Origin of the sequence: Pseudomonas sp. zfem003 (assembly GCF_032621675.1) — a bacterium.
In the GTDB taxonomy this organism is placed as follows: domain Bacteria; phylum Pseudomonadota; class Gammaproteobacteria; order Pseudomonadales; family Pseudomonadaceae; genus Metapseudomonas; species Metapseudomonas otitidis.
Genome location: NZ_JAVYJG010000004.1, coordinates 391,408 through 410,450, shown reverse-complemented (window position 1 = coordinate 410,450; position 19,043 = coordinate 391,408). Strand labels below are relative to the sequence as shown.

Genomic DNA, 19,043 nt, shown 5'->3' with positions numbered 1-19,043 from the left:
CAGGATGTCCCGAGGCCATCACCGGGATAGGACGATAGGGCCGATCACGCCCCGCGCCCATGCTGGACACAACCCCGCAACGCATCTCCGCTGCGGGCCCCGTGTCCTCAAGGAGCGCGACCGTGACGAGCCCGAACCCTACTTCCAGCGTCCCCTGGCTGCCCATCGCACTCTGCGGTGCCGGTTGCGCGGTGCTGTTCTGGACGGCCAGCCAGTTCCCCTCCCCGGCCTGGGCCCTGGCGGCCGTGGCGCCCACGCTGCTGCTGTGGGTCGTCATCGCCCAGCGTGACGGCGCCCACCAGCAGGCCCTGCACCGCACCCATGACGAGGCCCTGGCCGAAGGTGCCCGCCAGGAGGCCGAGCGCCATGTACAGGGGCTGCCGGAGCTGTGCACTCGCATCGCCCCCATCTGGTCGGCCCAGATCGAATCCGCCCGCCACCAGACCCAGACCGCCATCGAAGCCCTCGCCGAGCGCTTCGCCCGCCTCGCCGGCCGCATCAGCGACGCCGTCTCCAGCGGCATGCAGGCCGACAGCGATGCCCTGGTCACCCTGCTGGCCCAGAGCGAAGTGGAGCTGGAAGACATCGTCAGCCAGCTGCGCCTGGCGCTCTCCAGCAAGGAGAGCCTGCTGCAGGAGGTGGAGCGGCTGAACAGCTACACCGCCCAGCTGCGCACCATGGCCAAGGAAGTGGGCGACGTGGCCAAGCAGACCAACCTGCTGGCCCTCAACGCCGCCATCGAAGCTGCCCGCGCCGGTGAAGCCGGACGCGGCTTCGCCGTGGTCGCCGACGAAGTGCGCAAGCTCTCCACCCTCTCCGAGGAAACCGGCAAGCGCATCGGCGACACCATCGAGACCGTCAGTGGCGCCATCGAGCGCACCCTGCAGGTCTCCAACGAACACGCCACCCGCGATGCCGGAACCCTGGAGAACGCCAGCCAGGTGATCCGCCAGGTGATCGCCCAGTTCCGCTCCGGCGCCACCCGCCTGGTGGAACAGGGCAACGCCCTGCGCAACGACAACGCCGTGGTCGGCGAGGAAATCTCCGAGGTGCTGGTGGCCCTGCAGTTCCAGGACCGGGTCAGCCAGATGCTCGGCCACATGCGCGACGACATCAGCCGCCTGGCCCAGCACCTGGAGGAGGACGACGCCCGCCACGTGGACGCCCGCTCCTGGCTCGACGAGCTCTCCCGCACCTACACCACCCCCGAACAGCACGCCATCCACCAAGGCCGCAAGAGCAGCCAGAGCACCACCAGTGGCGCCAGCGACTCCGCTTCCGACATCACCTTCTTCTGAGGACAGATCATGGCCAAGACCATTCTCATCGTCGACGACTCCGCCTCCATCCGCCAGGTGGTGGGCATGACCTTGAAAAACGCCGGCTACGACGTGCTCGAAGGCGTCGACGGCAAGGACGCGCTGACCAAGCTGGACGGCCGCAAGGTCCACCTGATCATCAGCGACGTGAACATGCCGAACATGGACGGCCTCACCTTCCTGAGGAACGTCAAGCAACTGGCGGCCTACAAGTTCACCCCCGTGATCATGCTCACCACCGAGGCCGGCGACGCCATGAAGTCCGAAGGCCAGGCCGCCGGGGCCAAGGCCTGGGTGGTCAAGCCCTTCCAGCCGGCCCAGATGCTGACGGCCGTTTCCAAGCTGATCCTGCCGTGATCGGGAGACTGCCATGAGCACCCTGGAATCCCCCGATGGCAGCCGCCGCCTGGCCCTGGACAGCGCGCTGACCATCTACACCGCCGCCGACACCAAGCTGCTGCTGGCCAACGCCCTGCAAGGCGCCGTGGCCCTGCACCTGGACCTCAGCGCCATCGAGGAAGTGGATTGCGCCGGCCTGCAGCTGCTGCTGGCGGCCTGCCAGGAGGCTCGGCGCCAACACGTCAACCTCAGCCTCGAAGGGGCCAGCCCGGCCATGACCGAGATCCTGCAACTGAGCGGCCTGCGTGACCTGCTCCCCATCGGAGGGCTGAACTGATGAACCTCGACAGCGTGATCGGCACCTTCATCGCCGAAAGCCGGGAACTGCTGCAGCAGATGGAAGACGCCCTGCTGCAGATCGAGCAATCCCCGGAAGATCCCGAACTGATCAACGCCATCTTCCGCGCCGCCCACACCATCAAGGGCTCCTCCGGGCTGTTCGGCTTCGACTCCATCGTCGCCTTCACCCACGTGGCCGAGAGCGTGCTGGATCGCGTCCGCGCCGGCGAACTGCCGTTCAGCGCCGACCTCAGCGCCTTGATGCTGCTGGTGGGCGACCACCTGGCCGGCCTGGTCAACCACCTCGCCGAGGGCCGCGACCTGGCCGAGCTGCCGGAGGTGATGGGCATCCACGAAGCCGAACTGGTGCAACGCCTCAGCCAGTACCTGAACAGCACCCCGGCCGCCACCGCCGAAACGGCTTCCGAATGCGCAGCCGCCCCCCGCGATGGCGTCGCCAGCCAGCACTGGCACCTGTCCCTGCGCTTCGGTGCCGACAGCCTGCGCGATGGCATGGACCCGGTGTCCTTCCTGCGCTACCTCGTCACCTTCGGCGACCTGCTGCACATCGAACCGGTGCTCGACCACCTGCCCAGCTTCGAGGCCCTCGATCCCGAAGCCTGCTACCTGGGCCTGGAAGTGGCCTTCACCACCGAGGCCGACCAGGCGGTGATCGAAGGCGCCTTCGACTTCGTCCGCGCAGAGGGCCGCATCCGCATCCTGCCGCCCGGCGCGCCCCTTGCCCGCTACGCCGAGCTGCTGGCCGAGCAGGCCGATGAAGGCGAGGCCCAGCGCCAGCGCCTGCTGCGTTGCGGCACCCTGAGCGAAGCCGAACTGGCCAGCCTCGATGCCCCGCCGGCCAATGACGCCCAGGCCGCCTCCAGCCCCGAGGCACCGGCGGCCGCCGCAGAACCGGGCGAGACCGCCGCCGTCGGCAAGGCCCTCAAGGAAACCGCCCGCGCCAGCGGCGACGCCAACCTGATCCGCGTCGACGCCGGCAAGCTGGACCAGCTGATCAACCTGGTGGGCGAGCTGATCATCGCCGGCGCCAACACCCGCATGCTCGCCCAGGGCTGCGGCCTGGTGAACATGAGCGAGTCCGCCGAGACCCTCTCGCGCCTGGTGGAGGAAGTCCGCGACTCCGCCCTGACCCTGCGCATGGTGCAGATCGGCGCCACCTTCAACCGCTTCCAGCGGGTGGTGCGCGACGTCTCCAAGGAGCTGGGCAAGGACATCGTCCTGCACATCAGCGGTGGCGACACCGAGCTGGACAAGACGGTGGTGGAGAAGATCGGCGATCCCCTCACCCACCTGGTGCGCAACGCCATGGACCACGGCATCGAGCCGGCCGAGCAGCGTCGCGCCAGCGGCAAGCCCCTGCAGGGCGTGGTGCGCCTGAACGCCTACCACGAGGCCGGCGGCATCGTCATCGAAGTGAGCGACGACGGCGGCGGCCTCAACCCGCAGAAGATCCTCGCCAAGGCCGTGCAGCGCGGCCTGATCACCGAAGGCCAGCAGCTCTCGGACAAGGACACCTTCAACCTGATCTTCGAGCCCGGCTTCTCCACCGCCGACCAGATCAGCAACCTCTCCGGCCGCGGCGTCGGCATGGACGTGGTCAAGCGCAACATCACCGCCCTGCGCGGCACGGTGGAGCTGGACAGCCAACTGGGCGCCGGCACCTGCGTACGCATCCGCCTGCCGCTGACCCTGGCCATCATCGACGGCTTCCTGATCGGCGTCGGCAGCTCCAGCTACGTGGTGCCCCTGGACATGGTGGAGGAATGCATCGAGCTGCCCAGCAGCGACCTGGACGACCTCGACCAGTTGGACCTGCGCGGCGACGTGCTGCCCTTCATCCGCCTGCGCAACCTGTTCGAGGAAGCCAGCCTGCGGCCCCGCCGGGAGAACGTGGTGGTGGTCAGCTACGCCGGGGTCCGCGCCGGCCTGGTGGTGGACCAGCTCCACGGCGAGTTCCAGACCGTCATCAAGCCCCTCGGCAAGGTCTTCGGACAGGTCCCGTCGCTGTCCGGCTTCACCATCCTCGGCAGCGGCGCGGTGGCGCTGATCCTCGACATCCCCGGCCTGCTCGCCCAGTTCGCGCAGCCTGGCCGCCCCGGCGCCAGCCAGCCCAACCAACCGAGGAGTGCCCTGCAATGAACCTCTCTCTCCGCATCCTGGCCCTGACCACAACCGCCGTACTCGCGTTACTCGCCCTGGCTTCGGGCCTGGCCTCCAGCACCGCTGTGCCGCTGGCCATTCTGGCAGCCGTTGCCGTAGGCGTTCAGGGGCTGTATCTGCACGGCACACTGGCTCGCAAGCTGGGTGACGAACCCCAGGCTTTGCTGGCACTCGCCGAGCAGCTGTCACGCGGAGAGACCATTGCAAGACCCGCTAGTCCAGCCACCAGCGGATCTCTGCGCGACCACCTGCACCAGATCGGAACCCAGATTGATGGGCTTGCCCAGGACCTCCGGCACGTCTGCGACGAGCATGCACGCGGGGATATCGACGTCATCCTGAACACCCGGCTTCCCGGCCTCTACGGTGAGGTTTCCCAAGGCATCAATGCACTGGTGGCCAGCCACATCGAGGTGAAGAAGAAGGCCATGGCCTGCGTCCGCTCCATCGCCGAAGGCGACCTGAGCGCTCCTTTGGAATCCTTCCCCGGCAAGAAGGCCTTCATCAACGACAACATCGAGACCTTGCGCCGCAACATCACCGGCCTGATGAGCGAAATGCGCCACATGTCCGACGAGCACGACAAGGGTGACATCGATGTGGTGATCGACGCTGCACGCTTCCAGGGCAGTTACGCCGAGATCGCCCGCGGTATCAACGCGATGGTCGCCGGGCATATCAGCGTGAAGAAGAAGGCCATGGCCTGCGTCAAGTCCTTCGGCGAAGGCGACCTCACCGCACCGCTGGAGCAGTTCCCGGGCAAGAAAGCCTTCATCAACGACACCATCGAGACCCTGCGCGGCAACATCCGGGCGCTGATCGAAGACACCCAGATGCTCAGCCAGGCCGCCCTGGACGGCCGCCTCGATGTGCGTGCCGACGCCGGCCGGCACCAGGGGGACTTCCGCCGCATCGTCAACGGTATCAACGACACACTGGAGGCCATCATTGCCCCACTGCGTGAAGCCATGAGCGTCATCGAGGGGCTGGCCGATGGCGACCTGACCCGCACCATGAGCGGACGCTACAACGGTCACCTCGACGAACTGCAGCAGTCACTCAATACCACGGTGCGCAAGCTCGCCGACGTGATCGGCCAGGTACACCAGTCCACCAGCATGCTCAGCAGCGCCGCTGAAGAAATCTCCGCTACGGCACAGAACCTGAGCCAAGCCGCTTCCAGCCAGGCCGCCTCGGTGGAAGAGACCAGCGCCGCCATGGAACAGATGTCCGCCTCCATCAGCCAGAACACCGAGAACGCCAAGATCACCGACGGCATGGCCGGCAAGGCTGCTCGGGAAGCCAACGAAGGTGGCCAGGCCGTACGCGACACCGTGTCAGCCATGAAGACCATCGCCGACAAGATCAGCATCGTCGACGACATCGCCTACCAGACCAACCTGCTGGCCCTCAACGCCGCCATCGAGGCTGCCCGAGCAGGCGAACACGGCAAAGGCTTCGCGGTGGTCGCCGCCGAGGTGCGCAAGCTGGCCGAACGCAGCCAGGTGGCCGCCCAGGAGATCAGCGAAGTGGCCAAGAGCAGCGTCTCCCTGGCCGAACGCGCCGGCACCCTGCTCGACCAGATGCTGCCCTCGATCACCAAGACCTCCGACTTGGTCCAGGAAATCTCTGCTGCCTCGGAAGAGCAAACCACTGGCGTCAACCAGATCAGTGACGCCATGACACAGCTCAGTGACATCACCCAGCAGAACGCCGCCGCCTCGGAACAGCTTGCAGCCACCTCCGAAGAGATGACCGTGCAGTCCACCAACCTGCAGGACCTGATGCGGTTCTTCCAGTTGAACACTTCAAATGGATCAGCCAGCGCTTCCCGGTCTTCGTACTCGGTATCGCCTTCTCACCGCAGCAACTCGTCGCTCCAGGGTGATGAACAGGAAGGCGGTTTCATCCGCTTCAGGAGCTGAACACCATGAACCTCGACCTCGCATTGCAATCAGGCGAAGAACAACGCCAGTACCTGACCTTCCGGGTCGGCCGTGACCTGTTCGGTGTCGCCACCCGCTACGTGCGGGAGATCCTCGAATTCCACGCCATCACCCAGGTGCCGATGATGCCGCCGCTGGTGCGCGGGGTGATCAATCTGCGCGGCGCCGTGGTGCCGATCATCGACCTCGCCGAGCGCTTCGGCCTCGGCAGCACCGAACTGGGCCCGCGCACCTGCATCGTCATCATCGAACTGCAGGACGGCGAAGAGGCCCAGTTGATGGGCGCCCTGGTGGATGCCGTCACCGCCGTCGCCGAGATCGAGCCGCCCGCCCTGCGCCAGGCCCCGGCCTTCGGCAGCCGCGTACCCCCGGAATACATCGAAGACCTCGCCCGTGTGGACGAACGCTTTCTCACCCTGCTGCGCATGGAGCAGGTGCTGAACGTCGACCAGATCGCCGCCCTGGCCGGCCAGCGCAACACCCCCCGACTGTCCCTCGTCTGATTGCGCAGACGCGCACAGGAGTCCTGAAAATGACCATCAGCAAAAAAATGATCCTCCTGGTGATGTCCGCCCTGCTCGGCATCATCCTGCTCTCCGGGATCGCCTACCAGCAGATGAACCAGGTCTACACCGCAGCCAACTTCGCCAACGTCAACTCGGTCCCGAGCATCGTGGCCTTGAACAAGCTGCGTAATGCGGTCAACACCCAGGTCCAACTGGTCTACACCCACATCCTCACCACTGACGACAAGACCATGGCGGAGATCGACGCCACCATCAAAACCAACCGCGATGACATCCAGGTCGCCATCGACGACTACGCCAAGTTGCTCGCCGATGATGAGGACCGGCAACTGCTGGACGCTGATCGCAAGGGCATCAGCGAGTTCCTGCAAGGCGCCGAGGCGGTCCTGGTGCTGTCGCGTACCAACCAGAACGAGCAAGCCCGTGACGGGATGATCCACCTCACCCTGAACGTCATCAATCCGCTGCGAGACACACTGAACAAGCACCGTGACTACAACGTGAAGATGGCCAATGACGCGGGTCTCAGCGCCGAGGCCACTCGCCAGCAGGCCACGCTGATCTCCATCACCGTGTCCGTCATCACCCTGATCGTGATCGGGCTGATAGGCGGCCTGATCACCCGCAACCTGCTGCGCCAACTGGGTGGTGAACCGGCCTACGCCGCCGATGTGGTCAGCCGCATCGCCGCCGGCGACCTGACCACCACCGTGGACACCAAGCCTGGCGATACCAGCAGCATGCTCGCCGCAATCAAGACCATGGTGGAGAAGCTCGGCCAGATCATCGGTGAAGTACGCAGCAACGCCGACTCCCTGAGCAGCGCCTCGGAGGAAATCTCCGCCACCGCCCAGAGCATGAGCCAGGGCGCCTCGGAGCAAGCAGCTTCGGTGGAAGAAACCAGTGCCTCGATGGAGCAGATGTCCGCCTCCATCGCGCAGAACACCGAGAACGCCAAGGTCACCGACGGCATGGCCGGCAAGGCCGCCCGCGAGGCCAACGAAGGTGGCCAGGCCGTGCGCGACACCGTGTCGGCCATGAAGACCATCGCCGAGAAGATCAGCATCGTCGACGACATCGCCTACCAGACCAACCTGCTGGCGCTCAACGCCGCCATCGAGGCCGCACGGGCCGGTGAACACGGCAAGGGCTTCGCGGTAGTGGCCGCCGAGGTGCGCAAGCTGGCCGAACGCAGCCAGGTGGCCGCCCAGGAGATCAGCGAAGTGGCCAAGAGCAGCGTGTCCCTCGCCGAACGCGCCGGCACCCTGCTGGACCAGATGGTGCCCTCCATCGCCAAGACCTCCGACCTGGTACAGGAGATCGCCGCCGCCTCGGAAGAGCAGACCACCGGCGTCAGCCAGATCAACACGGCGATGAGCCAGCTCAGCGAGATCACCCAGCAGTCCGCCTCCTCCGCCGAGGAGCTGGCCGCCACCGCCGAGGAAATGAGCGGCCAGGCCGAGCAGCTGCAACAGCTGATGGACTTCTTCAAGGTCAACAACGGTGGCAAGGGCGGCCGTGATGTCGGCGCCAAGGGCAAGGCGAGTGCGGCGCGCAAGGTCTCCCGCCCGGTCGTTGACGAAAGCGACAGTGACTTCGACGACGCGGTACCGGCTGGCTTCGTCCGCTTCCAGCACTGACCCGACCTCTCGATACCGTGACCGGGGCACCCACCGGTGCCCCCAGGAGCGAAGCATGTCCAGCTTCTTCAGCCGCCCCGGCGACGCTACCCAGCCGGATGCGCCCCAGCAGTACCTGACCTTCACCCTGGCCGACGAAGTGTTCGCCGTCGGCACCCGCAGCGTCCGCGAGATCATCGAATACGGCCACCTGACCCCGGTGCCGATGATGCCGTCCTGCGTGCTGGGGGTGATCAACCTGCGCGGTGGGGTCGTCCCGATCATGGACCTGCGCCAGCGCTTCGGCGCCGGTCAGACCGTCATCGGCCGCCGCAGCTGCATCGTCATCCTGGAAGTGGAGCGTGATGAGCTGCGCCAGGTGATGGGCATCGTCGTCGAAGCGGTTAACGCCGTGATCGAGATCGCCGCCCAGGACATCGAGCCGGCCCCCCGCTTCGGTGCCCGCATCCGCACCGACTTCATCCACGGCATGGCCAAGCTCGACGGCCACCTGGTGGTGCTGTTGAACATCGGCCAGGCGCTGTCCCTGGATGATCTGCAACGCCTGGCCGACGTCGGCAACGCCAGTGACCTGCAACAGTCGGCCTGAACAGGAGCCCGCCATGACCGATCTCAGCCTCTCCAACCGCGAGTTCCAGCAGTTCCGCGGAATGATCCACGAGATCGCCGGCATCGCCATGTCGGAGGCCAAGCGCCAGCTCATCGCCGGCCGGCTGAACAAGCGCCTGCGCCATTTCGGCCTGGACAGCTACGGCGACTACTACCAGTTGCTGATGAAGGACAAGGAGGAGCTGCAGATCGCCGTCGACCTGCTCACCACCAACGAGACCTACTTCTTCCGCGAGCCCAAGCACTTCGAGTTCCTGCGCGAGAAGCTGGGCACCGAGCTGCGCAGCGGCAGCGGCCCGCTGCGCATCTGGAGCGCTGCCTGCTCCAGCGGCGAGGAGCCCTACACCCTGGCCCTGCTGCTGGCCGATGCCGTTGCAAGCCGCCCCTGGGAGATCCTCGCCTCGGACATAAGCACGCGCATCCTCGACAAGGCCCGGGCCGGGCTCTACCCGCTGGAGGACGCCGAAGGCATCCCCGGCAACCTGCGCCAGCGCTTCTGCCTGCGGGGCACCGGCAGCAACGAGGGGCTGTTCACCCTGGACCCGGCCCTCAAGCGCCGTGTGCAGTTTCGCCAGATCAACCTCAACAACACGCTGCCGGACGTGGGCGTGTTCGACGTGATTTTCCTGCGCAACGTGATGATCTACTTCGACGCCGACACCAAGCGCCAGGTGGTGCAACGGCTGTGCGCGCGCCTGCGTCCGGGGGGCTATTTCCTGGTCAGCCATTCGGAAAGCCTCAACGGCATCAGCGAAGAGCTGCAATCCGTACGCCCTTCGATCTACCGGAGGCCCCATGCGTAAGCCCAAGGGCGTCATCGAGGTGTTCCTGCAACCGGGCGAGTTGTACTTCGGCGACCGCTACACCCGCCTGCGCACGCTGCTGGGCTCCTGCGTCTCCATCGTGCTCTGGCACCGCGAGGCGCTCCTGGGGGGCATGTGCCACTACATGCTGCCGGCCTGCCGCCACCCCGGGGTGGAACCGGACGGGCGCTACGCCGATGCCGCCCTGCACCAGCTGCTGCAGGAGATCCACAACAGCGGCACCCGCGCCAAGGACTACCGCATCAGCCTGTTCGGCGGCGGCAACATGCTCGGCGCCCGCGAGCGCCGGCACATCGGCCAGCAGAACATCGAGGCCGGCCTGGCCCTGCTGGCCGCCCATGGCCTCACCTGCCACGCCCGCCATGTGGGCGGCGAGGGCTACCGCAACCTGATCTTCGACGTGTGGAGCGGCAACATCGCGCTCCGCCACCCCAATCCGCAACAACTTGCCAGTCGGCGCTACGAGGCCTGCTCGCCATGAACAAGATCAAGGTGATGATCGTCGACGACTCCGCAGTCGTGAGACAGGTACTGACCGGCAGCCTGTCCGGCCACAGTGGCATCGAGGTGATCGGCGCAGCCGCCGACCCGCTGTTCGCCCTGGAGCGGATGAACCGCAACTGGCCGGACGTGATCGTGCTGGACGTGGAGATGCCGCGCATGGACGGCATCTCCTTCCTGAAAAAGCTGATGGCCGAGCACCCCACACCGGTGGTGATCTGCTCGACCCTGACCGAGAAAGGCGCGGCCACCACCATGGAGGCCCTGGCCGCCGGTGCCGTGGCCATCGTCACCAAGCCCCAGGGCAACCTGCGCCAGTTCCTCGTCGAGGCCACCGAAGAGCTGGTGAGCGCCATCAAGGCTGCATCGCAGGCCCGCCTCAAGCGCATGCCCGGCAGCGCATCGGCCCCTGCACCCGCCCTGGCGCCCAAGCTCACCGCCGACGCCATCCTGCCGGCTGGCGGGCCAGCCGCCATGACCCGCACCACCGAACGCATCGTCGCCCTGGGCACCTCCACCGGCGGCACCCAGGCCCTGGAGCAGGTGCTCACCGCCCTGCCCCGGGTCTGCCCGGGCATCGTCATCGTCCAGCACATGCCAGAGAAGTTCACCGCGGCCTTCGCCGCGAGACTGGACGCCCTGTGCCAGATCGAGGTGCGCGAGGCGCGCCATGGCGACCGGGTGATTCCGGGCCGTGCGCTGATCGCCCCCGGTGGCCGCCACATGCTGCTCAAGCGCAACGGTGCGCAATACGTGGTGGACATCGTCGACGGCCCGCCGGTGTCCCGGCACAAGCCTTCGGTGGACGTGCTGTTCCGCTCAGCCGCCCGCGCGGCGGGGGCCAACGCCACCGGCATCATCATGACCGGCATGGGCGACGACGGTGCCCGCGGGCTGCGGGAAATGTACGAGGCCGGGGCCTACACCCTCGGGCAGGACGAAGCCACCTGCGTGGTCTACGGCATGCCCAAGGAGGCCCGCAAGCTGGACGCGGTGCACCGGGAAATCCCCCTGGAGCAGATCCCGGCCTACATCCTGAGGGGCGACCGCCCCTGAGTTCGCGGCCCATCGACACGTCGTCGGCGACTTCCCCACTCCGTCGCCGGTGCCGGTGGGCCCTTTTGAATCGATCGGTGTGCCCCCGCATACCCGGCGTCCCGTCTGGAGCAAACAAGATGATTCTGTTCAGTGCAGCCATCAAGCAAGAACTGGTCCGATGCCAGGAGGAGCTGGCAGAAGCCCAGGCCCTTCGCGAAGCACTGGAGCGATCGCAGGCCATCATCGAGTTCCTGCCCGACGGCACCATCGTCAAGGCCAACGACAACTTCCTGCGCACCATGGGCTACCGCCTGGACGAGATCGTCGGCCGGCACCACCGCATGTTCTGCGAGCCGGAACTGGCTAACAGCGTCGAATACCGGCGCTTCTGGGAGCGGTTGGCCCAGGGCGAGTTCATCCGCGAACGCTTCCTGCGGCTGGACAAGCAAGGGCGCGATGTGTGGCTGGAGGCCACCTACAACCCGGTGCGCGATGCTTCCGGGCGGGTCACCAAGGTGATCAAGCTGGCCACCGACATCAGCGCCAACCTCCTGCATGAGCACGAGGAGGACGCGATCATCAACGCCATCAACCGCTCCATGGCGGTGATCGAGTTCAACCCGGCTGGCGAGGTGGTCGCCGCCAACGAGAACTTCCTCGCCGTTACCGGCTACCGCAAACAGGAGGTGGTCGGCCAGCACCATCGGATCTTCTGCTCCCATGAAGAGTCCGGCAGTCCGGCCTACCAGCAGTTCTGGCAGCGGTTGAATCGGGGGGAATACGTCAGCGGGCGCTTCGAACGGCGCAATCGCCACGGCAATGTGATCTGGCTGGAGGCCAGCTACAACCCGGTCTTCGACACCCGGGGCAAGCTGTACAAGATCGTCAAGTTCGCCTCCGACATCACCGCCGAGGTGCTGGAGCAGCAAGCCGAATCAGAAGCTGCCCATGTGGCGTACGACACCGCGCGACAGACCGATGCCGAGGCCCAGGGCGGCGCGGAGGTGGTGAACCGCACCGTGGCGCTGGTCCAGGGCATCGCCGGCGAACTGAACCATGCCGCCGAACGCATCGGCGCGGTGAGCCAGCAGTCCGACGTGATCAACAGCATCGTGCAGTCCATCCGTGGCATCGCCGACCAGACCAACCTGCTGGCCCTCAATGCCGCCATCGAAGCAGCACGCGCCGGCGAACAGGGCCGGGGCTTTGCGGTGGTGGCCGACGAGGTGCGCAACCTCGCAGCCCGCACCGCACGGGCCACCGAGGAGATCGTCGAAGTGGTCAAGCGCAACCATGAGCTGGCCCAGGAAGCCGTCAGCAGCATGCGCGAGAGCTGCGACAAGGTGGACCAGGGCGTGCAGCTGGCCCACGAAGCAGGCCGAGCCATCCAGAGCATCCAGGACGGCGCCCAGCGGGTGGTCGACACCATCCAGCGCTTCACCAGCACCCTGCAGGCCCGTTGAACCGGGCCAGGCGCCCTGCAAGCACACCCGAGGGGAGAACGACGTGGACGACCCGAACAAACCAGCCACCCCACCGGACACCCAGTTGGCAGACGCCCTGCGCCTGCAACTGCCGTTGCTCTACACCCAGGCCAACGGTCTGATCGCTTCTGCCAACCCACCCCTGCTGGAGTTGCTGGGCTATGGGCCGGACGAGGTGCTCGGTCGCCACTGCAGCCTGCTGCTGGCCTCACCCGAGGAGATGGCCGGCAGTGCATGCCTGCTGGGAGACCTCGCACGAAAAAAGTCGGCTACGTCCAGGTGCGCAAGGCCGATGGCGACTGCATCTGGATGGACGTGACCTGCCTGTCGCTGCGCCACCACCCGGAGGCCACAGCCGCTGCCGTCGCCATCCTTCGTGAGGCCGACCAGCGGATCAGCCAGCAGAAGCAACTGGACGGGCACATCAAGGCACTGCTCACGCCACGCTGAAGCGCTAGCCGACCAGCAACACCCCACCCGGCAGCTCGGCCACCCGGGCGCCGTAGGCATCGCGGATCAACCCCGCCACCTGGGCCAACTGATCAAGGCGGAAGCGGGCCTGCACCCGGCGCTGGCCGAGCTGGGCATTGAGCAGCAGGATCATCCCGGGTCGGTAGCGGTTGATCTCGTCGATCACCTCGGCCAGCGGGGTGTCGTCGAACACCAGCATCTGCCGTCGCCAGGCGGTGACCTGCTCCGCGTCGAAGGGCTGCGGCTCGCCCCGCTGCTGCGGGTCGTAACGCAGCTGGCGCCCCGCCGGGAGCACCAGGGCGTGGCCCTGCAGCACCAGTGAGAGGTCGCCTGCCAGGCAGGTGACGCACACCTGGCCTTCCCGCGCACGCAGGTTGAAGCGCGCGCCCTGGGCATCCACCGTGCCGCCGGCAGCGAGGATCCGCACCGGCACGCGGGCCAGTACGTCCACTTCGCCTTCGAGCACTTCCAGGTTCACCCGGCCGGCACCCGTCGCCTGCCGCTTGATGCGGGTGTCGGTGTTCAGCTCCAGCACCAGCCCCTCGCCCGCTTCGATGCGGCGCTGCTCACCCACGGCGGTGCTGTAGTCACCTCGGTCGTGCAAGGCAGGCCGCAGCATGACCAGCGCCACCGAGGCCGCGATGGCGCCCCCGAGGAAAGCGCGTCGACCAATGCGACGGGATGGCAGCGGAATCACCGGCGCGGCTGGCGAGGCCAGGCGCTCGACCGCCGGCCCCAGGGCCTGCCACAGGCCATGGACCTGGCGGAACGCGGCTGCATGAGCGGTGCTGCGCGCGCACCACTGGCGAAAGGCCTCGGCATCGCGCCCGGTGGCTTCGCCCGAGGTGAGGCGCAGCAACCAGGCATGGGCTTCGTCCCGCAGGGGGTGGCGGCCGTCGGAGTCGGTCAGGGGCTGGAGGTCGTCGTTCAAGCGCGGGGACTCGGGTTGGGTAATCGATTCGGCGCGTGCCTGTTCCTAGGACTGTTTTCCGGCGCCGGGACCGAACCGCTGCACCACTTTTCTTTCCAGCCGGCCGGCGCAATGCGCCAGGGCGGCCTTCAGTTCCTTCTCCACCGTGCGGGTGGAGATGTTGAAGCGCCGGGCCAGCTCCTGGTGCGGGACCTCCTCCATGCGCGAGGCCACCAGGATCTGCCGGCGGCGCGGGCTGAGTTCGGCCAGCGCCTCGACCAGGGCGAGGATTTCCACCTGGCCGCCGACGATCGCTGCCGGGTCGCGGGGCTCTTCGACGCTTTCCAGCAGCACTTGCACCTCGGCGCCGGTCAGCAGTCGCGCGTCCTGGGCGCGGCGGTCGGCCGCCACGTTGAGCGCCATGCGGTAGAGGTAGGCGTCGGGGCGTTGCAGGTCCTCGGGCTCGTCCATGCGCCCGACCCGCAGGTAGGTCTCGTGGAGCACGTCGCCAGCCAGGTCGTCGGACCCCAGGCGGCGACGCAGGCGCACCCGGAACTGCTCGTACGAGGCCAGGAAGACCCGCAGCAGCCGGCCGGGGGTCTTGTCGTTCATGTTCCCGCCGCGTTCATCCACGTTTCGCACTCCATGCCGGCGGCCGACTCCGGCACCACCAGCACCGTGATCGGCTGCGGCAGCGACGAGGGCGGCGCCCTGTCTGTCCTCATGTCCCTCAGGCGCTCCACCAGCGCCGCATCACGCATCAGGTCACCGGTGCTGGCCAGCAGGCGGCTGTGCTCGACCCGCCCGCCCCGTCCGATCCACAGCTGCAGCGCAGCGCGGTAGTGGCCGGGCCGGGTCAGCGGCTCGGTGCACAGTGCCCGGCCCAGGGCCGTCTGCAGCACCCGGGCGAAGCTGCCCACGCCGCGCGGGGCCTGGGCCGTGCGTGACGCAGCCGTCGACGCCAGGCGGGCCGGTGCCAGGGTGAACCCCTCGTTCCCGGCGTGCAGTGCCATCAGCCCGGTGCCCGCCAACAGCCGCTCCAATCCCTGGCGAAGGCCATAGCGGCCCCTCAGCGGCGCCGAACGACGCCCCCGTGTCAGCTCCCGGTCGACCAGCACGGCCAGGCCGGTGGCGGTGCCATAGCGATCCAGCGCCGCCGCCAACGGCTGGGCCGGGATGTCGAAGTCCACCTGGCGCTCCGGCGCCTCGGCCCGGCACAGGGTGCTGGCCACCAGCATCCAGCACGCCGCCAGCAGGCAAAACCCGGCCATGACCCGGTTAGACATAGGGTGAACGACCCACGCTGAACGTCCGGGCACTGTCGTCCCGATTAGCGGGTCATGCTGACGGCCGTTCATGTCATTTGTGTGATGGAACCTGCAAGAAAACCATCGCTGGCGCGGCCCGGGGATTTGCGTAGAGTCGCTGCCATACCCCTTTCCCGGAGGTTCACATGCGTACCCTGTTCTGCACCCTGGCCCTGCTGGTCGCCGTCCCGGCCCTGGCCGACGACGCCCCGCGCAACGGCGGCTGCGTGGACGTGGAAGTCAACGGCTACAAGGCGCTGTCCTACGAATGCCTGACCGAAAGGTTGGCCAACCCCGAGGGCGAAGAAGCCGCCCGGCGCAATGCCGCGATGCAGCGCTCACCCCTGGAGCGCAGCGCGCCCGGCCAGATGGGCCTGGCCACGCCGGCGGCGACGTCGGTGCGCATGGGCAATCAGTTCGGCCAGTCGGTGCATCCGCAGCGCCCCTGAGGGCGAGGATCCGTCCCCGCCGGGCTTCGGCTGCAGCATGGGAAGCCCGGAACGTAAAAAAAGGCAGGCCCACCCGTGGTGAGGACACGGGTGATCGGCCTGCCCAAACGTCCACTTACTGTTCCGGATCGGCCCGATGCCCCGGGAACCGGGCCGTGAGGGGTATGACGCGGGGGGACCGCGACTTAGAACAGGTAGGTGGCCGAAACGCTGAAGACCTGGCCCTTGGCGTCGACCTTGCCGTCCATGCGGCCGCCACCGAGGCGCGGCTGGTTGACGGTGCGCAGGCGGCCCTCGTCGACGAACTGGCGGGAGTACGCCATGTCCACGCTGAGGTTCGGGTCGAAGCCGAAGCGGTAGCTACCACCAAGGGAAACGAAGGTCCGGTCGCCATCCGGGATGCGCGCATCGCGGGTGGAGTTGCGGGTCGGCGTCTGGTCCAGCGCCACGCCCGCCCGCAGGGTCAACTGGTCGTTGAGGCGGTAGTCACCGCCCAGCGAGTACATCCAGGTGTCCTTGTAGTTGTAGGGAATGTCGACGATCAGGTTGCCGTGGGACTTGAGCTTGAGGGACTCGAACGACGACCACTGGGTCCAGGTGACGCTGGCGCCCAGGCTGAAGCTGTCGTTGAAGTCGTGGACCCAGTCGAGGACCGCCATGGCCGGGATGTCCATGCGGGACTCGGCGTGATCGCCGGCACTTTTCAGGCTCAGGCCGGGGTAGGCCAGATCGATGATGCCGCTGTCGATCAGTGCCGGAGAATCGAAACCGCCCAGTCCATCGGCATCGTTGAAGTGGAAGTTGTACTTGCCGTCCAGCTCATTCTTGATCCGGGCGTGGTAGGTCAGGCCCAAGGTGTCGGCAGCGGTCGGCTTCCACGCCACGCTGGCGAACCAGCCGGGCGAGACGTTGTCGACCTTGACCCTCATCTCAGCCTTGGTCAGGCCCGACGGCGAGCCAGCCATGGCCCCGCCTGCTGCGCCCGCAGCGGCATACAGGTCGATGTTCTGGCCGACGAAGCCCTGAGTGCGCTGAATCACCACGCCGGCACCCACGGCCCATTGGTCATCGATCTTGAAGGACAGCGAGCCAGCCAGGGCAGCCGTCTCGATCTTGGTGTCCAGGGCAAAGTCCTTGCCTTTGAAGTTCTTGTCCCAGGTGCTGCGCATCCCCATCGGCACCACCTGGCCCAGACCGAAGGCAAACCGATCGCCCAGAGGGATCACCAGAAACTGGGTGGGCAGCCACTTGCTGAATCCGCCATTGCCACCATCGCCTAGCTCCTGGGTCGTGCCTGCCCCTGCATCGAGGGTGTCAACCCGGGGATTGCCCATGTAGTCATAGGCCTGGCCTTTGAATTTCATGTCGATATCGGCATAGATCGCCGACACCTGCCCCACCGGTCGCTCGATGAAGGCCATGGCCGCCGGGTTGTTGTAGGCGGCTGCGGGGTCGTTGTGCCACAGCGAGCCACCGGCAAAGGCGCGGCCCCAACCGGGGGTGCCGTAGGTGGGCACGGCGAAGGCACCGGCCTCGGCCTGCTGGACGCCGAGCAGGACACCGACCACGGCGAGACTGAGCAGCGAGCGGCGCAGGACGGGGGCGTTACGTTGGGATGACGGGACAGACGGCTTCATGACAACTCCTGGGTTCTTATTGTTGTGCGCTGGTGCATCCGATGGCGGACTTCCGAGTCATTCGACGTACAACCGCTCATCGGCCGGCGTTCGTTCGGGGCACTCGCCTCGGGGCGTACGGGGTACGCGCAATTGTTATGGGGTTGGATCGCTGGAAACGGCCCTTCCCGCCAGGGGAAGGGCCGGCGCCATCAGGGCAGCACGGTGAAGGCCGGATTCGGGCTCACCGACAGGCTCTGGATGGTGCAGGTGCCCACCTTCTGGTTGGGAGTCAGGGTCAGGGTGTTGGCGGCGTTGCTCCAGGCACCGTTCACGGTCACCGGCGAGGAGCTGCAGTTGACACCAGCCACGGTGAACTTCACACCGCTGACGGTGCCGGTGGTGGTGCTGGTGGCGCTCAGGGTCCAGGGCAGGCCCGCCGCACTTGCGGCGCCGCAGAAGCCGCCACCGGTGATGTTCACGCTGTTGATGGTGGCGGTGTTGTTGTTGTTGGTGGTGCCGATGAATTGCACGTTGCAGGTCACGGCAGGGAGGAAGGCATTCGGCTTGACCACCGACACACCGGTGGCGGAAAACGCCGTGTTGGTCGGGGTGATGGTCACTGCCATGGCAGAGGAAGCGCCCATGCAGAGGGCCAGGGCAGCGGTAGCAACGGAGATTTTGGACATTTTCATTGTTTTTCGTTCCTTGGTTGATAAGCAAAGCATGGTTGTTTTGGTCACCTGGGAATGAACCACTCAGACCTTCCTGTTGATCCCATGACCGCTTTTCAAACCTGGTGCGAACCCTTCCGTGGTCGACCCGCAGCTGCTGGCTGGGTATTCGGGTCCATCACGGCGGCACACTGCCCGCTCCAGGCTCCACAGGCCCGTCGGTGAATGCGAAGGTCGGCTCTCGAGAATGCAGCGATCCCTGGCTGCGCTTGTCGTCCTTCACACGCCCCGGCGAGGCGCTGACCGTGCCGCCCGAAATAGGGCGGCCCATCGTTCACTGCTGTCGGTTCAACCGGGCCCCATGGCCCTGGACAGAGGGCTGCCGAAATCGCCCGGAAGGCGATGCGAATGCAACGGAGCAGGCCGAGGGCCGTTGTCCGTGGCGGATGAGCCGGGCGGCAGATTCCCGGCGGGTGATAGGTGCGTGGCCCAAGTGGGCGAAGACGTGGAGCATCCGTTGCCACCTCCCTGCTGCGTTCCAATGCGTAGCGATCGTGGTTACCGATTCGCCAGGGTTCGTTGCTGTTGGCGTCTTTCCGTAGGCGTTACACCCCAACTCGTGTGGGGCATTGCCAGGTCGTTGCGCCGGAACTGAGATTAGGTTGGTGAACTGCGATTCATACCTAGCAAAAGATGGGTCCCCCTCGACCTAGAGCGCCCCAGCGAAGCGGTGCTAACGGGAACTTCCTACACACTTTCTCCCGAGCACGCGCTGACCGCCCCGTCAGGTCTGGGCTGGGGGCGTGTTTCCATTGGGGACACCGCACCAGAATGGCGCACGAACGGGTGGTTGGAAGATGGGCACCGAC

General features: G+C 66.8%; 20 protein-coding genes and 1 pseudogene. 16 read left to right on the top strand and 5 right to left on the bottom strand.

The window, feature by feature from the left end:
- Positions 1-59 precede the first annotated feature (59 nt).
- The 15 genes and pseudogenes from RTK35_RS10785 to RTK35_RS10720 all read left to right on the top strand — a co-directional run bounded on the left by RTK35_RS10785 (position 60) and on the right by RTK35_RS10720 (position 13,197).
- Positions 60-1,298 carry a methyl-accepting chemotaxis protein gene (locus RTK35_RS10785; protein WP_410478649.1) on the top strand — a complete coding sequence of 413 codons (1,239 nt, stop codon included), beginning with the start codon at positions 60-62 and terminating at the stop codon, positions 1,296-1,298.
- 9 nt (positions 1,299-1,307) lie between these two features.
- Positions 1,308-1,676 (top strand): response regulator, encoded by a 369-nt coding sequence (locus RTK35_RS10780; RefSeq protein ID WP_074971784.1) that lies wholly within the window; start codon positions 1,308-1,310, stop codon positions 1,674-1,676.
- A gap of 13 nt (positions 1,677-1,689) precedes the next feature.
- Positions 1,690-1,995, top strand: a complete 306-nt coding sequence (locus tag RTK35_RS10775) for a lipid asymmetry maintenance protein MlaB (RefSeq protein ID WP_208275756.1) — start codon at positions 1,690-1,692, stop codon at positions 1,993-1,995.
- Positions 1,995-4,157, top strand: a complete 2,163-nt coding sequence (locus tag RTK35_RS10770; protein ID WP_316907972.1) for a chemotaxis protein CheA — start codon at positions 1,995-1,997, stop codon at positions 4,155-4,157. Before RTK35_RS10775 ends, RTK35_RS10770 begins: the two co-directional genes overlap by 1 nt.
- Positions 4,154-6,103: a methyl-accepting chemotaxis protein gene (locus tag RTK35_RS10765; protein WP_074971787.1), complete on the top strand. Its 1,950-nt coding sequence runs from the start codon at positions 4,154-4,156 to the stop codon at positions 6,101-6,103. Before RTK35_RS10770 ends, RTK35_RS10765 begins: the two co-directional genes overlap by 4 nt.
- A gap of 5 nt (positions 6,104-6,108) precedes the next feature.
- Complete coding sequence (locus tag RTK35_RS10760) at positions 6,109-6,627, top strand: chemotaxis protein CheW (protein WP_074971788.1); 519 nt, start codon at positions 6,109-6,111, stop codon at positions 6,625-6,627.
- 29 nt (positions 6,628-6,656) lie between these two features.
- Positions 6,657-8,291, top strand: coding sequence for a methyl-accepting chemotaxis protein (locus RTK35_RS10755; RefSeq protein ID WP_044404621.1), 1,635 nt, complete (start codon positions 6,657-6,659; stop codon positions 8,289-8,291).
- Between the two features lie 55 nt (positions 8,292-8,346).
- The gene (locus RTK35_RS10750; protein ID WP_074971790.1) at positions 8,347-8,880 is read left to right on the top strand and encodes a chemotaxis protein CheW; all 534 of its coding nucleotides are present in this window, start codon (positions 8,347-8,349) and stop codon (positions 8,878-8,880) included.
- Positions 8,881-8,893: 13 nt separating this feature from the next.
- Positions 8,894-9,703, top strand: coding sequence for a protein-glutamate O-methyltransferase CheR (locus RTK35_RS10745; RefSeq protein ID WP_316907971.1), 810 nt, complete (start codon positions 8,894-8,896; stop codon positions 9,701-9,703).
- Complete coding sequence (locus RTK35_RS10740) at positions 9,696-10,205, top strand: chemotaxis protein CheD (protein ID WP_316907970.1); 510 nt, start codon at positions 9,696-9,698, stop codon at positions 10,203-10,205. The genes RTK35_RS10745 and RTK35_RS10740 overlap by 8 nt, the downstream gene beginning before the upstream one ends.
- Positions 10,202-11,281: a chemotaxis response regulator protein-glutamate methylesterase gene (locus RTK35_RS10735; RefSeq protein WP_074971793.1), complete on the top strand. Its 1,080-nt coding sequence runs from the start codon at positions 10,202-10,204 to the stop codon at positions 11,279-11,281. Before RTK35_RS10740 ends, RTK35_RS10735 begins: the two co-directional genes overlap by 4 nt.
- Positions 11,282-11,400: 119 nt before the next feature.
- Positions 11,401-12,180: pseudogene (locus tag RTK35_RS30535) on the top strand (PAS domain-containing protein); the annotation flags it as partial.
- Positions 12,178-12,726 carry a methyl-accepting chemotaxis protein gene (locus tag RTK35_RS30530; protein ID WP_253543859.1) on the top strand — a complete coding sequence of 183 codons (549 nt, stop codon included), beginning with the start codon at positions 12,178-12,180 and terminating at the stop codon, positions 12,724-12,726. The pseudogene RTK35_RS30535 and the gene RTK35_RS30530, both read left to right, overlap by 3 nt.
- Positions 12,727-12,769: 43 nt before the next feature.
- Positions 12,770-13,066 carry a PAS domain-containing protein gene (locus RTK35_RS10725; RefSeq protein WP_074971794.1) on the top strand — a complete coding sequence of 99 codons (297 nt, stop codon included), beginning with the start codon at positions 12,770-12,772 and terminating at the stop codon, positions 13,064-13,066.
- A complete protein-coding gene (locus RTK35_RS10720) occupies positions 13,057-13,197 on the top strand; it encodes a hypothetical protein (protein ID WP_160158561.1) in 141 nt (46 codons plus the stop codon). The genes RTK35_RS10725 and RTK35_RS10720 overlap by 10 nt, the downstream gene beginning before the upstream one ends.
- A 4-nt stretch (positions 13,198-13,201) precedes the next feature.
- Here the strand turns inward: RTK35_RS10720 and RTK35_RS10715 are convergent, their stop codons facing one another.
- Genes RTK35_RS10715 through RTK35_RS10705 form a run of 3 tightly spaced genes read right to left on the bottom strand, consistent with a single transcriptional unit; the run spans position 13,202 to position 15,399 of the window.
- Entirely contained in the window at positions 13,202-14,149 is a 948-nt protein-coding gene (locus tag RTK35_RS10715; protein WP_316907968.1) for a FecR family protein, read from the bottom strand.
- A 45-nt stretch (positions 14,150-14,194) separates the two neighbouring features.
- Positions 14,195-14,740, bottom strand: coding sequence for an RNA polymerase sigma factor (locus RTK35_RS10710; protein ID WP_044404636.1), 546 nt, complete (start codon positions 14,738-14,740; stop codon positions 14,195-14,197).
- Positions 14,737-15,399, bottom strand: coding sequence for a TonB-dependent outer membrane receptor (locus RTK35_RS10705; protein ID WP_236214669.1), 663 nt, complete (start codon positions 15,397-15,399; stop codon positions 14,737-14,739). Before RTK35_RS10705 ends, RTK35_RS10710 begins: the two co-directional genes overlap by 4 nt.
- Positions 15,400-15,581: 182 nt before the next feature.
- Here RTK35_RS10705 and RTK35_RS10700 point away from each other — a divergent pair, with 182 nt between their 5' ends.
- Positions 15,582-15,884, top strand: coding sequence for a hypothetical protein (locus tag RTK35_RS10700; RefSeq protein ID WP_107329774.1), 303 nt, complete (start codon positions 15,582-15,584; stop codon positions 15,882-15,884).
- A gap of 185 nt (positions 15,885-16,069) precedes the next feature.
- Here the strand turns inward: RTK35_RS10700 and RTK35_RS10695 are convergent, their stop codons facing one another.
- Both RTK35_RS10695 and praB read right to left on the bottom strand, forming a co-directional pair.
- Positions 16,070-17,521, bottom strand: coding sequence for an outer membrane protein transport protein (locus RTK35_RS10695; protein WP_316907967.1), 1,452 nt, complete (start codon positions 17,519-17,521; stop codon positions 16,070-16,072).
- A 191-nt stretch (positions 17,522-17,712) separates the two neighbouring features.
- The gene (praB, locus tag RTK35_RS10690) at positions 17,713-18,195 is read right to left on the bottom strand and encodes an alkane oxidation protein activator PraB (protein WP_107329776.1); all 483 of its coding nucleotides are present in this window, start codon (positions 18,193-18,195) and stop codon (positions 17,713-17,715) included.
- Between the last annotated feature and the right edge of the window lie 848 nt (positions 18,196-19,043).